We start from the raw sequence: 13,035 nt of genomic DNA, 5'->3' as shown, positions 1-13,035 counted from the left end.
AGGAGTTCGCCCTACAATGCGTGCGCCGTTTGATTCTCTCAGCGACGAATCGCTGCTGGCCCGCTACCGCGATGGCGACGGGGCTTCTTTCGAGGCCCTGTACGCCCGTCATCGCCAGGGGCTTTATCGTTTTCTCATGTCGTTGAGCAATAAAGCCGAACTGGCCGAGGAAGTCTTCCAGGAGACGTGGCTCAGTTTGATCCGCAGCACCACGCAGCCACAGGGACGGGCGAGTTTTCGTACGTGGCTGTTCCAGATTGCCCGCAATCGGTTGATCGACCAGTGGCGTCGGCACGGCATCCACAGCCCGTTGCATGACCCTTACGATGAGCAACTGCATGTCCAGTGCGACGAGACCGGTGGCCCCGAACGCCAGTTGAGCCTGAGCCGCGATCAGGGCCGGTTGGAGGCCGCGTTGCAAGCCCTGCCCGAGGACCAGCGGGAGGTGTTCCTGTTGCGCCTGCACGGTGACCTGGACTTGCCGCAGATCGCTGCCTTGACCGGCGCCCCATTGGAAACGGTAAAAAGCCGCTTGCGTTACGCCCAGCAGAAGTTGCAACGCCTGCTGGTCGAGGAGGTACCCGCATGATTGATTCCCGACACACCTCGCAACCCGCTGACGAAGGGATGGTCGAGCATTTTCGTCAACACGCTGCCGGTGAGCCGCCGGCGTCCCTGGATGCCCTCATCCTGGCTGCCGCCCGCCGGGAGGTCCCGACGCCTGCTGCGAACCTGTGGCAACGCTGGTTGCGGGCCTGCCAACGGCCGCGCTGGCAAATGGCATTCGCCTCGGTGGCGGGGATCGCGCTGGTCATCGGTTTGGTGGTGCGTTCGCCGGTACCCCAAGGCGAATTGTCGTCGCCCGCCTCCATGGAGTTTTCTGCCCGCCAGCAGGAGGCGCTGGTTGCGCCCGCCGCGCCCATTGTCATGCCCGCGCCTGCGCCGATGACTGCGATGAAGCCCCAGGCCGACATGCTCCAAGGCTCGCTGAGCCCCGAGCCCGCTCCGGCGGATGAGCCTGCGGCGAAGATGAGCAAGCGTACGGCTGCTGCCCAGCCGTCGTTGGAACAGGGCCTGTTGCACATCCTGCGCTTGCGCCAGGCGGGTGACAGCAAAAAGGCCGATGAAGAACTGCTCAAGCTGCACAAACGCTTTCCCAAGGAGGACTTGCCGGCCCGGTTGGAGGCGTTGCAAAAGCGCTGAGAAAACAATGATGACAAAGCCGCGACGAAAAAAAACCGACATTGACTGTCGGTTTTTTTTCAAGCTGCGCAACGATGCTCAGATCGTCAGCGTCCAATCGTAATCCACGATCAGCGGCGCATGCTGCGAGAACCGCGGCTGGCGCGGCAGGCGGGCGCTGCGTACGAAGCGGCGCAGCCCAGGCGTCAGCAACTGGTAGTCGAAGCGCCAGCCGAGGTTGAGCATCTCGGCCTGTTCGTTGTCCGGCCACCAGCTGTACTGGTCGCCTTCACGGCTGACTTCGCGCAGGGCATCGACATAGCCCATGTTGCCGACGATCTCGTCCATCCAGGCCCGTTCCGGCGCCAGGAATCCAGGCGATTGCTGGCTGTCGCGCCAGTTCTTGATGTCCAGCTTCTGCTGCGCCACGTACAGCGAGCCACAATAGATGTACTCGCGACGTTTGCGTCGTTGTTTATCCAGGTAACGGGCGAAGTCGTCCATCAACTTGAATTTCTGGTTCAAATCTTCATCGCCGTTCTGCCCCGACGGGAGCAGTAAGGTCGCGATGCTGACCTTGTCGAAATCGGCTTGCAGGTAGCGCCCGTAGCGGTCCGCCGTCTCGAAACCGAGACCATTGATGACAGCCTTCGGTTGCAGCCGCGAGTACAAGGCCACGCCACCCTGGGCGGGGACTTCGGCATCGCAGGCATAAAGGAAGTAACCATCCAGTTGGAAGGCTGCATCGTCCAGTTCAAAGGCGGAGGCGCGGGTGTCCTGCAGGCAGATGACGTCGGCATTCTGTGCTTGCAGCCAACTGAGCAAACCACGCTCCACTGCAGCCTGAATACCATTGACGTTCACACTGATGATCCGCATAAATGGCCCCAAAAATCACGTGCGTGTATGATACACGCCGTGTACCTATTTAGCTAAATCCGCGGTATTTGAGGCTTTTTTCATGCAGGCGTATCAGCGCGATTTCATTCGTTTTGCCATCGATCGCGGCGTTTTGCGCTTCGGTGAGTTCACCCTCAAGTCCGGACGCACCAGCCCGTACTTCTTCAACGCCGGCCTGTTCAACAGTGGCAGCGCCCTGGCGCAACTGGGCCGGTTCTATGCGGCGGCCATCGTCGAGAGCGGCATCGCGTTCGACGTGCTGTTCGGCCCCGCCTACAAAGGCATCCCGCTAGCCGCCACCACCGCCGTCGCCCTGGCCGAACACCACGGTCGCGACTTGCCCTGGTGCTTCAACCGCAAGGAAGCCAAAGCCCATGGCGAAGGCGGCAGCCTGGTGGGCGCACCGCTGACCGGTGAAGTGCTGATCATCGACGACGTGATCACTGCCGGTACCGCCATCCGCGAAGTGATGCAGATCATCGGTTCCCAGGAAGGCGCCAAGGCAGCCGGCGTGCTCATCGCCCTGAACCGCCAGGAACGCGGCAACGGCGAACTGTCGGCGATCCAGGAAGTGGAACGCGACTTCGGTATCCCGGTGATCAGCATCGTGTCGCTGAACCAGGTGTTGGAGTTCCTGGCCGACGATCCCCAGCTCAAGCAGCATTTGCCGGCGGTCGAGGCTTATCGAGCGCAGTTCGGCGTGTAGACATTAATAGATGTCTTCACTGTCGCAGGCGAAGGGCGCGCAGTAAGGCATCTACTTGTCCGAAAGCATCCTGTTGCCACTGATCTGGTGTCCGATCCTCAAGGATCTGGCTGTCTTCGACAAACCGCCTTACGGACGTCGGGCCATAGCCATCCGCGACATCAAATTTCTGGCAAATATATAGGAAGCCTTGCTCGCCACTTCCAGTTTCAAGAACGGGTTGGCATTCTTCTGCGAGTGCCGCTATGCCACCTGGATAATTACGGACGCAATAGTAGATGTCGTAGGCATCTTTTTGCTTGTGTCGGCCGTTAAGCGCGTACCCCTTCATCGCCAGCAATGCCGGAATCGAGCATACGGCAACCTCGACGCGATTCGTACCACCGGTGGGCATCGGCCCTTCAATGGCAACCATCTGATAGAACCGAGTTGCCAAGTCGGCGCCGTCGGCGCGTTGAACTGCAAAGTCATTAAGAATGGGTGGCTTGTTTTGGATGATCTCGGCATCGCGTGGCATCAAGAAGTCCACGATCACATCTATCGGGGCTCCTCTATCGCTCACGGGAACTTGACGGACGAGTTGGAAGCGCCGTAGCCCGACTCTCTGCTCGTATCCATTTCCCATCAGGGCCTCGACCAGAGTTGCATACTCACCATCGCCAAGTGCTTCTGCATCGAGACTCAGATCGACATCGAGCGTACCGACATGCTGCATATCGCTATTTGCCAGGAGTAGCCATGGCACTGCGCCGCCGATTACTGCGAACTTACCCCTGAAACTACCCAGGATCTGCCCCATTTCGATGAGCACCGCTTTCACTGCGGTCGTCGTCCTGTCTTCATAATCCAAGGCAGATTGAGGCTCCTGCGGTACTAACGGGGCCATGTCAGTTTTTCCTGGCGTAGATATTCGGCTGCTTCCTTTGCGCGCTCTCCGGCAATGGATAGATCCAAATAGGTTTGAACAAGGCTGGTGCATATCGCACCGGGCGCCGCCTCGATGACATCCAAAAGAAGGCCTTCGTCCTTGGGTAGGGTGATCACCACATTTTCGCCTTGGGTTGTCGGCACCAACTGTAGGGCGCTGATTAGCTTTTCCAGTCCTTCGCTGTCCGCATAAAAGTAATTCGTGCTCATTCGGGCGTAGGCGGCCAGCCATTGTGCAGCGGAAAATGAGGAAAAAACCGCGCGCCCCTGGCTCTGTTCACTGACTACGTTCCGTGCCGCATTTTCCAGGGCAGCACCGTGTAAGGTGGTATAGAACTTCTTACGTTCCCCGTTTGGGGGTTCATAAGCTTGGACCCACGCATCCAGAAGTGATTGAGGATCGCACAGGAAAAATCCATCGCTCGTGGCTTGGCCCCATTCCCGATCAAGTAGGGCCGTGCGTACATTACTGACATGGCCCAAGCTCACTCCGGCAGCTTGGGAGAGTTCTACCACCCGCCATGCATGATCGGGTTCGCGCAGCATCGTACGAAGGATCTGCGCTGATTTTGGCTTGAAGAGGGACTTCAGTTCCCTGTGTTCCGAGGGTGGCTTTTCGGCGACTTGATGGTCGATGGATACACCCTCGAACGAAAGCCAGGCGTTGCCCTCCAGATCCAGATAGCCGACACCTTTTTCCCGGCATGCCTGTCTGGCGGCAAGGGAAAGATAGGGGGCTATAACGACAGGCGTGGCCTCGGTGTCCCGCTCATTCACGTAGTTACGAAGCTGAAGTATGGCTGCACTTACGAATCTGGGTTGTCCACTGGACTTTATCTCGCAGGCCAGTGAATGGGATTTCCCTGAGACGTTTATCTCAATAATGAAATCGGGTGCCCAGCTTCTGGCTGACGGCGTGGTTTTGAAGCTTTTTATCTCAATGATCGATATTTTGCTCAGCAAGACGTGGAGAGCCTCTTTTGAGCTTATTTCGAGCGATTTCATTGATGCTCCTCTTTTCAGCAAGTGCTGAAATTAGCCTATCTGGTGAAAAGCGTCTAGAGATTTCACTAGGAATGGCATTTTCAGCAATAGCTGAAATAGGATTTTTTACTGAAATACCGGGGGAGCAAGGCAAAAAAAGACCCCGCTCAACCAGGTTGAGCGGGGTCTTTTTTTACCGGTATCGCTTACGGACGCTTGCGATTGCTGATCAACGTGCCCACGCCGGTGTCGGTGAAGATCTCCAGCAGGATCGCGTTCGGTACCCGACCGTCGATGATCAGCGAGCTGCCGACGCCGCCTTGCACCGCTTCCAGCGCACAGCGGATCTTCGGCAGCATGCCGCCGTAGATGGTGCCGTCGGCGATCAGGTCATCGACCTGTTGGGTCGACAGCCCGGTCAGGACCTTGCCCGACTTGTCCATCAGGCCGGCGATGTTGGTCAGCAGCATCAGCTTTTCAGCTTTCAGCGCTTCGGCCACCTTGCCGGCCACCAGGTCGGCGTTGATGTTGTACGACTCGCCGTTGGCGCCCACGCCGATAGGGGCGATCACGGGGATGAAGTCGCCCTTGACCAGCAGGTTGAGCAGGTCGGTGTTGATGCCGACCACTTCGCCCACCTGACCGATGTCGATGATTTCCGGCTGGGTCATCTCCGGCGTCTGGCGGCTGACGGTGAGTTTCTTCGCGCGGATCAGCTCGGCGTCCTTGCCTGTCAGGCCGATGGCGCTGCCGCCATGACGGTTGATCAGGTTGACGATGTCCTTGTTGACCTGGCCGCCGAGGACCATCTCCACCACGTCCATGGTCTGCGCGTCGGTCACGCGCATGCCATCGATGAAGTGGCTTTCGATGGACAGGCGCTTGAGCAGGTCACCGATCTGCGGACCACCGCCGTGCACCACCACCGGGTTGATGCCCACGGCCTTCATCAGCACGATGTCGCGGGCGAAGCCGGTTTTCAGCTCCTCGCTTTCCATCGCGTTGCCGCCGTATTTGATCACCAGGGTCTTGCCGACATAGCGTCGGATGTAAGGCAATGCTTCGGACAGGACCTGGGCGGTATGGGCGGCGGCTTCGCGTTCGAGGGTCATTCAGGGCTCCGGTAGTGCTTCAAATAATCAAAACGGTAGTTGGAGATCGGGTGCAACACGTTTGAGTTGGGTGTGGAACACATCCTTGATGCGCTGCAGTTCGGCCTCGTTATCGGCCTCGAAACGCAATACCAGCACCGGCGTGGTGTTGGATGCGCGAACCAGGCCCCAGCCATGGGGATAGTCGACCCGCACACCGTCGATGGTGGTCAGTTCGGCGCCTTCGCCCCATTGAGCGTCGTGCAGTGCATCAATGATGCTGAATTTGCTCTCTTCGGTCACATGGATATTGATTTCCGGCGTAGAAATATCGTTCGGGAAGGTCGCGAACAACTCCTCTGCCGTGGATTTTTCCTGGCTGAGGATCTCCAGCAGGCGCGCGGCGCTGTAGATGCCGTCGTCGAAACCGAACCAGCGTTCCTTGAAGAAGATGTGGCCGCTCATCTCACCGGCCAGCAGGGCGCCGCTCTGTTTCATTTTCTTCTTGATCAACGAATGACCGGTTTTCCACATCAGCGGGCGCCCGCCGTATTCCTTGATCAGCGGCACCAGGCGACGGGTGCACTTGACGTCGAAAATGATCTCGGCATCGGGGTTGCGTGCCACCACGTCCTTGGCGAACAGCATCAGCAGGCGGTCCGGGAACACGACGCTGCCGGTATTGGTCACCACGCCGACGCGGTCGCCGTCGCCGTCGAAGGCCAGGCCCAGATCGGCGTTGGTTTCCTTGACCTTGGCGATCAGGTCTTCGAGGTTTTCCAGCTTGCCCGGATCCGGGTGGTGGTTAGGGAAGTTGCCGTCGACGTCGCAGAACAGTGGGATGACGTCGCAGTTCAGGGCTTCGATCAGTTGTGGGGCGATCACGCCGGCCGCGCCGTTGCCGCAGTCGACCACCACTTTCAGGCGCCGGGCGAGTTTCACGTCCTTGACGATCTCGTCGTTGTAGCGCGGGAGGATGTCGACCTTGGTCACGCTGCCCTTGCCGCTGCTCAGATCGTTGGTCTTGAGGCGGGTGTGCAGGGCCTGGATCTGCTCGTTGGCGAGGGTGTCGCCAGCGATGACGATCTTGAAGCCGTTGTAGTTCGACGGGTTGTGGCTGCCGGTGAGCATCACGCCGGATTTGCCGGCCAGCACGTTGGCGGCGTAATACAGCGCCGGAGTCGGCACCAGGCCCACGTCGCTGACGTGGCAACCGCTGTCGGCCACACCGTTGATCAACTGTTCGACCAGCTCAGGGCCCGACAAGCGGCCGTCACGGCCCACGCACACGTTCGGTTCGCCCTGGGCCAGGCTCTGGGAGCCAATGGCACGGCCGATCCAGTACGCGGTTTTGGCGGTCAGGGTTTCCGGTACCACACCACGGATGTCGTAGGCGCGGAAGATGCTCTCAGGGAAGATCGGGGCGATTGCGGCTGGGGTGTTCATGAATGGGGCGCTCTATCAGGAAGGTGATTGGACAGGCCAGCGAAATGCGCTGGCAGGCTCAAGCTGAAGGGTATGACGGCGTTTTTGACAGAGAGTTCGTGGTGTGAAAGTGCCATGAGGCAGCGTTACATTCGATTCACTCGCCTAATACCTTGATTCCTGTTGGGAAAGCTCGCCGCCAGCCCTGTGCGCATTTGTCGTCCTGAAACAGAAGCTTAATAAACGGGCCGGGCAGAACACCCGGCCTGATACCCGGATCAATGGCTGCCGGAGTGCCCGAAACCGCCCGCGCCGCGCTGGCTTTCGTCGAATTCCTGTACCAGCTCGAAGTGGGCCTGGACCACCGGCACCAGCACCAGTTGGGCAATGCGCTCGCCCACGGCGATGTTGAAGGTGGTGTGGCCGCGGTTCCAGCACGACACCATCAGCTCGCCCTGGTAATCGGAGTCGATCAGGCCGACGAGGTTGCCCAGCACGATGCCGTGCTTATGGCCCAGGCCAGAGCGTGGCAGGATCAGGGCGGCCAGGCCCGGGTCACCGATGTAGATCGACAGGCCGGTGGGGATCAGCAAGGTCTGGCCTGGCTCCAGGAGCGTGTCCTGCTTGAGCATGGCCCGCAGGTCGAGGCCGGCGGAGCCCGGTGTGGCGTATTGCGGCAGCGGGAATTCGCTGCCGATGCGTGGGTCGAGGATCTTGGCTTGTAGAGCGTGCATGACTATTAAACCTGGTTCAGCCGTTCGGCGATGAAGGTGATCAGCTGGCGGGCGATCTTGCCCTTGCTGGTCTGGGCGAAAAGGGTGGCGTGCAATTGGCGGTCGATCACGCTGCAGGCGTTCTCTTCGCTGTTGAAGCCGATGCTCGGGTTGGCGACGTCGTTGGCGACGATCAGGTCCAGGTTCTTGTCCTTGAGCTTGCGCGCGGCGTAATCGAGCAGGTGCTCGGTCTCGGCGGCGAAGCCGACGCTGAACGGACGGTCGGGGCGGGTCGCGATGGTCGCCAGGATATCCGGATTGCGCACCATTTGGAGCAGCAGCCCGTCGCCGCTTGTAGGGTCTTTCTTCAATTTCTGCGGGGCGATGACCTCGGGACGGTAGTCCGCGACCGCTGCAGAGGCGATGAACAGGTCGCACGGGATGGCCGCTTCGCAGGCCGCGAGCATGTCGCGGGCACTGACCACGTCGATGCGCGTGACCCGGTCCGGCGTCGGCAAGTGCACGGGGCCGGTGATCAGCGTGACCCGGGCGCCGGCTTCCACGGCGGCTTCGGCCAGGGCGAAGCCCATCTTTCCGGAACTGTGGTTGGTGATGTAGCGCACCGGGTCGATATTTTCCTGGGTCGGCCCGGCGGTGATCAACACATGCTTGCCGGTCAGGGCCTGGCGCTTGAAGCAATCGGCGGCGCATTGGGCCAGCTCGGTGGCTTCGAGCATGCGCCCCATGCCGACGTCGCCGCAGGCCTGGCTGCCAGAGGCCGGGCCAAAGACTTTCAGGTCGCGGCTTTGGAGCAATTGCAGGTTGGCCTGGGTGGCCGGGTCGCGCCACATGGCCTGGTTCATGGCCGGTGCGACGGCGACCACCGCGTCGGTGGCGAGCACCAGGGTGGTCAGCAGGTCATCGGCGATGCCTTGGGCCAGGCGGGCGATCAGATCGGCCGTTGCTGGCGCGATCAGCACCAGGTCGGCCCATTTGGCCAGTTCGATATGACCCATGGCGGCTTCTGCCGCAGGGTCGAGCAAATCCAGGTGGACCGGATGGCCGGACAGGGCCTGCATGGTCAGCGGGGTGATGAACTCGCTGCCGCCGCGGGTCATCACGACCCGAACTTCCGCGCCCTGGTCGATAAGCCTGCGGACCAGCTCGGCGCTCTTGTAGGCAGCAATGCCGCCGCCGACGCCCAGAACGATGCGTTTTCGATACAGCCGCTGCATAAGCCTGCCTTTGGATTTCAGTGGTCAGTGCAAGGCGAACCTCGGTCAGCAGCCTGCCGGGGTGCAAATCGCCTGCAAAAAAGATGGGCTACGATATCACAGCGACCGCTATGGAACAGCGGCGCCCATGATCAGGGAGAGGCTATGAGCATTCGCGATTGGCCCGCGGCGGAACGTCCGCGGGAGAGGTTATTGGCGTTGGGGGCGGGGAGTCTTTCGGACGCCGAGCTGCTGGCGATTTTTTTACGAACCGGGGTGTCGGGCAAAAGTGCCGTGGATCTGGCGCGACAACTCTTGATTCAATTTGGCAGCCTACGCGCGTTGCTTGAAGCCGATCAGATCACCTTCAGCAATCACGTGGGGCTCGGACCGGCGAAGTTTGCCCAACTGCAAGCGGCGCAGGAGATGAGCCGTCGGCACTTGGCCGAACGGACACGGGAAAAAACCACGCTAGAGAACCCGTTCGCGGTCCGTGAGTACCTGAAATCGCTGTTGCGCCACGAACCTCACGAGGTGTTCGGTTGCCTGTTTCTCAACTCCAAGCACCAGGTGCTGACCTTCGAGGCGCTGTTTCGCGGCTCCATCGACAGCGCCAGCGTTCATCCCCGGCAGGTGGTCAAGCGGGCGCTGGCCCACAACGCCGCCGCGCTGATCCTGTGTCACAACCACCCTTCGGGCGATACAGAGCCCAGCCAGGCCGACCGGCTACTGACCGAACGGCTTCAGGATGCGCTGGATCTGATCGATGTGCGCGTACTCGACCACATCATCGTCGGTGACGGCGAGCCGCTGTCGATGGCGGAGCATGGGTGGATCTAAGGCAGCGGCAAGCTGCGAGCTGCAAGTCAGAGCTGTGCGCACCTGCTCTTGACTTGCGCTTGCAGCTTGCATTTTATGGCTTGAAGCTGACCCTTGAGTAATCCTGCCGCCCGAACGGGCTGACCGAGTATCCCTGCACGTCCTTGCGCACCAGGGCGAAGGCGGTGGGGTGGGCCAAGGGCAGCCACAAGGCCTGTTGCTGGATGTGCGCCTGGGCCTGCTCGTAGAGCTTGGTGCGCACGCCTTGTTCGCTGGTGGTCTTGCCGGCACTGATGAGCTTGTCCAGGTCCGTGTTGCAGTAACGCGCGAAGTTGGTGCCGGACTTGACCGCCGCGCAGGCAAATTGCGGGGTGAGGAAGTTGTCCGGGTCGCCGTTGTCGCCGGCCCAGCCCATGAACAGCAGGTCATGCTCGCCGGCCTTGGCGCGACGGATCAGCTCGCCCCACTCGATCACCCGGATCTCGGCCTGGATGCCGATTTCCGCCAGGTCGGACTGCAGCAACTGTGCGCCGATGCTGGGGTTGGGGTTGAGCAGGCTGCCGGAGGGGCGGGTCCAGATGGTGGTCTGGAAGCCTTCCTTCAAGCCGGCCTTGGCCAGCAGCTCGCGCGCCTTGACCGGGTCATGGTCGTAGCCGGGCAAGTTCTTGGCGTAGCTCCAAGTGTTTGGAGGATACGGGCCATTGGCGGCTTCGGCGGTGCCTTCGAAGACGGTCTTGAGGTAGGTCGCCTTGTCGAAGGCGAGGTTGATGGCTTGTCGCACCTCAGGCTTGTCCAGCGGAGGATGCTGGCTGTTGATCGCCACGAATGCGGTCATGAAGGCGTCGGTCTGGGCCACGCTCAACGTGGGTTCCTTCCGGGCGGCCTGGACGTCCAGCGGCTTGGGCGAGAGGGCGATCTGGCATTCGTTGCGCCGTAACTTCTGCAGGCGCACATTGGCGTCCGGCGTGATGGCGAAGATCAGCGGGTCGACCTGCGGCTTGCCGGCAAAATAATCACCGTTGGCCTTGTAGCGAATCGAGGCGTCCTTCTGGAATCGGCTGAAAACGAACGGGCCGGTGCCGACGGGTAGGCTATTGAGCTTTTCCGGCGTACCGGCCTTCATCAACTGATCGGCGTATTCGGCGGAATAGATGGACGCAAAGCCCATGCTCAACGTCGCCAGGAACGTCGAATCCGGATGGTCGAGGGTAAAGCGCACGGTCAGCGGGTCGAGGGCATCGATCTTGGTGATCAGCGCTGGCAGTTGCATGGATTGGGCATGCGGGAAACCGCTCTGGGCGATTTTGTGCCAAGGGTTGGCCGGGTCGAGCATGCGCTCGAAGCTGAACTTCACATCCTCGGCGCTCAGGTCGCGGCGCGGGGTGAAGTACTCGGTGCGATGGAACTTGACCTGCGGGCGCAGCTTGAACACGTAGCTCAGGCCGTCGGTCGAGACCTCCCAGCTGTCGGCCAGGCTGGGGACCACTTTGCCACTGGCGGTGTCGAAATCGACCAGGCGGTTCATCAGCACGTCGGCGGACGCGTTGGTGGTGGTCAACGAGTTGTACTGGACCACGTCGAAACCTTCCGGACTGGCCTCGGTACAGACGCTCAGGGCGGCGGCATGGGCCAACGGGCTGATCAGCAGAGGGGCGAGCAACAGCGGGAGGGCGGCGAGGCGCATGGGTAGGTTTTCCTGTGCAGGTCGGAGGCCCATCTGCGAGTGCAGTCTGGAAAACGCCTACCCTAGTGGGGCCGCTGGCAAATGACTATCCCCTTTTTGCATTTTTCGGGCCCTTGTGCCGGTGTATCGATGGTCAAGGTCGGTCGTCGACCCCTGAAAACCGTCTGCCGCGACGAGCGGTCAACGGTGGCGCCAGCCCTTGCCCCAGCCCTTCGGAACGGTCGGTCGAGCATTTCCCATGAAGACAAATCACATCGGCTGTTGTTGCCCTGTGGTCTTTCTGGTATAAAGCAGCGCTCTTTTCTAGGGGCCCGGTTCCTTCACTGTAGGTGTAGCCGGTAAGACCCTTAAAGAAACGCGGCGCCTGGCGCCAAATGACTGAGAGATTAAGCGGCCAACCCATGCCGGGTTGGGCATGTGGTTTTAGAGGGCTGAGGCATGTCTAGAGTCTGTCAAGTTACCGGTAAGGGTCCGGTAACTGGGAATAACATTTCCCACGCAAACAACAAAACCCGTCGTCGTTTCCTGCCGAACCTGCAGCATCACCGCTTCTGGGTTGAGTCCGAGAAACGTTTTGTACGTCTGCGCGTATCTGCCAAAGGCATGCGTATCATCGACAAGCGCGGCATTGATGTCGTGCTGGCCGAACTTCGCCGCGATGGCAAGGTTTAAGGGAGCTAATCATGCGTGAATTGATTCGTTTGATCTCGAGCGCCGGTACTGGTCACTTCTACACTACCGACAAGAACAAGCGTACTACCCCGGACAAAATCGAGATCAAGAAATATGATCCGGTTGTTCGCAAGCACGTGATCTACAAGGAAGGCAAAATCAAGTAATTGATTTTTCCCTCTTACGAAAAAGGCCCGTATCGCGAGATACGGGCCTTTTTTGTTGCCGGATTTTTGGTGCCGTCGGGGCCTCATCGCAAATCCCTGTGCGAGCCTGCTCGCGATGAGGCCAGGTCTAACGATGCAAATCCTCAGGCCTTCTGTTCAAACACCACATAAATCTTGCGGCACGGCTCCAGCACTTCCCAAGTGCCCTTGAAGCCCGCCGGGATCACGAAGCGATCACCGGCCCGCAGGGTCTTGGCGTTGCCCTCGCTGTCGCGCAAGACCGAGACGCCCTGGACGATCTCGCAATATTCGTGCTCGGTGTAGTTGACTGTCCACTGGCCCACGGCGCCTTCCCACACGCCTGCATTCATTTGTCCGCACGGGCTGTTGTAGTGGTTGAACACGGCTTGTTCGGGGTCGCCCTTGAGCACTTTGGCCGGGTCCGGGCGATAGCGATCGGCGGCGGTGATGGCCTGGCTGAAATCGACGATGTCCTGGATGCTCATGCTTGTAATCCCAGTGATAAGTCGGAAGGTTTCGAGTCTATGTTT

General features: G+C 60.2%; 14 protein-coding genes and 1 pseudogene. 6 read left to right on the top strand and 9 right to left on the bottom strand.

The window, feature by feature from the left end; translation table 11 throughout:
* Positions 1-16 precede the first annotated feature (16 nt).
* Complete coding sequence (locus tag ACODSJ_RS11165) at positions 17-589, top strand: RNA polymerase sigma factor (RefSeq protein ID WP_489101771.1); 573 nt, start codon at positions 17-19, stop codon at positions 587-589.
* Positions 586-1,203, top strand: coding sequence for a hypothetical protein (locus ACODSJ_RS11160; protein WP_489101770.1), 618 nt, complete (start codon positions 586-588; stop codon positions 1,201-1,203). The genes ACODSJ_RS11165 and ACODSJ_RS11160 overlap by 4 nt, the downstream gene beginning before the upstream one ends.
* 78 nt (positions 1,204-1,281) lie before the next feature.
* On the opposite strand, the gene crc is transcribed toward ACODSJ_RS11160, so the two are convergent.
* Positions 1,282-2,061 (bottom strand): catabolite repression control protein Crc, encoded by a 780-nt coding sequence (crc, locus tag ACODSJ_RS11155; protein ID WP_003177265.1) that lies wholly within the window; start codon positions 2,059-2,061, stop codon positions 1,282-1,284.
* An 82-nt stretch (positions 2,062-2,143) separates the two neighbouring features.
* On the opposite strand from crc, the gene pyrE reads away from it, so the two are divergent.
* Positions 2,144-2,788, top strand: coding sequence for an orotate phosphoribosyltransferase (pyrE, locus tag ACODSJ_RS11150; protein ID WP_489101769.1), 645 nt, complete (start codon positions 2,144-2,146; stop codon positions 2,786-2,788).
* A 16-nt stretch (positions 2,789-2,804) separates the two neighbouring features.
* On the opposite strand, the gene ACODSJ_RS11145 is transcribed toward pyrE, so the two are convergent.
* The 6 genes and pseudogenes from ACODSJ_RS11145 to coaBC all read right to left on the bottom strand — a co-directional run bounded on the left by ACODSJ_RS11145 (position 2,805) and on the right by coaBC (position 9,163).
* Positions 2,805-3,674, bottom strand: coding sequence for a hypothetical protein (locus tag ACODSJ_RS11145; RefSeq protein WP_489101768.1), 870 nt, complete (start codon positions 3,672-3,674; stop codon positions 2,805-2,807).
* A complete protein-coding gene (locus ACODSJ_RS11140; protein WP_489101767.1) occupies positions 3,662-4,720 on the bottom strand; it encodes a type IV toxin-antitoxin system AbiEi family antitoxin in 1,059 nt (352 codons plus the stop codon). The genes ACODSJ_RS11145 and ACODSJ_RS11140 overlap by 13 nt, the downstream gene beginning before the upstream one ends.
* Before the next feature lie 185 nt (positions 4,721-4,905).
* The gene (gene argB, locus ACODSJ_RS11135; RefSeq protein ID WP_489101766.1) at positions 4,906-5,811 is read right to left on the bottom strand and encodes an acetylglutamate kinase; all 906 of its coding nucleotides are present in this window, start codon (positions 5,809-5,811) and stop codon (positions 4,906-4,908) included.
* 27 nt (positions 5,812-5,838) lie between these two features.
* Positions 5,839-7,242, bottom strand: a pseudogene (locus ACODSJ_RS11130) (phosphomannomutase/phosphoglucomutase); the annotation flags it as partial.
* Between the two features lie 251 nt (positions 7,243-7,493).
* Positions 7,494-7,949, bottom strand: a complete 456-nt coding sequence (gene dut, locus ACODSJ_RS11125) for a dUTP diphosphatase (RefSeq protein ID WP_489101765.1) — start codon at positions 7,947-7,949, stop codon at positions 7,494-7,496.
* Positions 7,950-7,954: 5 nt separating this feature from the next.
* On the bottom strand, positions 7,955-9,163 hold the full coding sequence (gene coaBC / locus ACODSJ_RS11120) for a bifunctional phosphopantothenoylcysteine decarboxylase/phosphopantothenate--cysteine ligase CoaBC (RefSeq protein WP_489101764.1): 1,209 nt from the start codon (positions 9,161-9,163) through the stop codon (positions 7,955-7,957).
* A gap of 144 nt (positions 9,164-9,307) precedes the next feature.
* Here coaBC and radC point away from each other — a divergent pair, with 144 nt between their 5' ends.
* On the top strand, positions 9,308-9,982 hold the full coding sequence (radC, locus tag ACODSJ_RS11115; RefSeq protein ID WP_489101763.1) for a RadC family protein: 675 nt from the start codon (positions 9,308-9,310) through the stop codon (positions 9,980-9,982).
* A 73-nt stretch (positions 9,983-10,055) separates the two neighbouring features.
* On the opposite strand, the gene ACODSJ_RS11110 is transcribed toward radC, so the two are convergent.
* The gene (locus ACODSJ_RS11110; RefSeq protein WP_489101762.1) at positions 10,056-11,645 is read right to left on the bottom strand and encodes an ABC transporter substrate-binding protein; all 1,590 of its coding nucleotides are present in this window, start codon (positions 11,643-11,645) and stop codon (positions 10,056-10,058) included.
* Positions 11,646-12,083: 438 nt separating this feature from the next.
* On the opposite strand from ACODSJ_RS11110, the gene rpmB reads away from it, so the two are divergent.
* On the top strand, positions 12,084-12,317 hold the full coding sequence (gene rpmB, locus ACODSJ_RS11105) for a 50S ribosomal protein L28 (RefSeq protein ID WP_007921114.1): 234 nt from the start codon (positions 12,084-12,086) through the stop codon (positions 12,315-12,317).
* An 11-nt stretch (positions 12,318-12,328) separates the two neighbouring features.
* Positions 12,329-12,484, top strand: a complete 156-nt coding sequence (gene rpmG, locus ACODSJ_RS11100) for a 50S ribosomal protein L33 (RefSeq protein ID WP_003177274.1) — start codon at positions 12,329-12,331, stop codon at positions 12,482-12,484.
* A 143-nt stretch (positions 12,485-12,627) separates the two neighbouring features.
* Here rpmG and ACODSJ_RS11095 read toward each other — a convergent pair whose 3' ends face one another.
* Positions 12,628-12,990: a cupin domain-containing protein gene (locus tag ACODSJ_RS11095; protein WP_489101761.1), complete on the bottom strand. Its 363-nt coding sequence runs from the start codon at positions 12,988-12,990 to the stop codon at positions 12,628-12,630.
* Positions 12,991-13,035 lie beyond the last annotated feature (45 nt).

It is taken from the genome of Pseudomonas sp. FG6, assembly GCF_057809015.1.
Note: the sequence above shows the minus strand (reverse complement) of the source record. Positions and strands in the feature narration are given on the sequence as shown.

Excerpts from the sequence above, each read along its gene's own strand:
- crc (WP_003177265.1), bottom strand. The coding sequence starts at position 2,061 with ATGCGGATCATCAGTGTGAACGTCAATGGTATTCAGGCTGCAGTGGAG.
- ACODSJ_RS11110 (WP_489101762.1), bottom strand. The coding sequence starts at position 11,645 with ATGCGCCTCGCCGCCCTCCCGCTGTTGCTCGCCCCTCTGCTGATCAGC.
- rpmG (WP_003177274.1), top strand. The coding sequence starts at position 12,329 with ATGCGTGAATTGATTCGTTTGATCTCGAGCGCCGGTACTGGTCACTTC.
- pyrE (WP_489101769.1), top strand. The coding sequence starts at position 2,144 with ATGCAGGCGTATCAGCGCGATTTCATTCGTTTTGCCATCGATCGCGGC.
- rpmB (WP_007921114.1), top strand. The coding sequence starts at position 12,084 with ATGTCTAGAGTCTGTCAAGTTACCGGTAAGGGTCCGGTAACTGGGAAT.
- dut (WP_489101765.1), bottom strand. The coding sequence starts at position 7,949 with ATGCACGCTCTACAAGCCAAGATCCTCGACCCACGCATCGGCAGCGAA.
- ACODSJ_RS11160 (WP_489101770.1), top strand. The coding sequence starts at position 586 with ATGATTGATTCCCGACACACCTCGCAACCCGCTGACGAAGGGATGGTC.
- ACODSJ_RS11165 (WP_489101771.1), top strand. The coding sequence starts at position 17 with ATGCGTGCGCCGTTTGATTCTCTCAGCGACGAATCGCTGCTGGCCCGC.
- argB (WP_489101766.1), bottom strand. The coding sequence starts at position 5,811 with ATGACCCTCGAACGCGAAGCCGCCGCCCATACCGCCCAGGTCCTGTCC.
- ACODSJ_RS11140 (WP_489101767.1), bottom strand. The coding sequence starts at position 4,720 with ATGAAATCGCTCGAAATAAGCTCAAAAGAGGCTCTCCACGTCTTGCTG.
- ACODSJ_RS11145 (WP_489101768.1), bottom strand. The coding sequence starts at position 3,674 with ATGGCCCCGTTAGTACCGCAGGAGCCTCAATCTGCCTTGGATTATGAA.
- coaBC (WP_489101764.1), bottom strand. The coding sequence starts at position 9,163 with ATGCAGCGGCTGTATCGAAAACGCATCGTTCTGGGCGTCGGCGGCGGC.
- radC (WP_489101763.1), top strand. The coding sequence starts at position 9,308 with ATGAGCATTCGCGATTGGCCCGCGGCGGAACGTCCGCGGGAGAGGTTA.
- ACODSJ_RS11095 (WP_489101761.1), bottom strand. The coding sequence starts at position 12,990 with ATGAGCATCCAGGACATCGTCGATTTCAGCCAGGCCATCACCGCCGCC.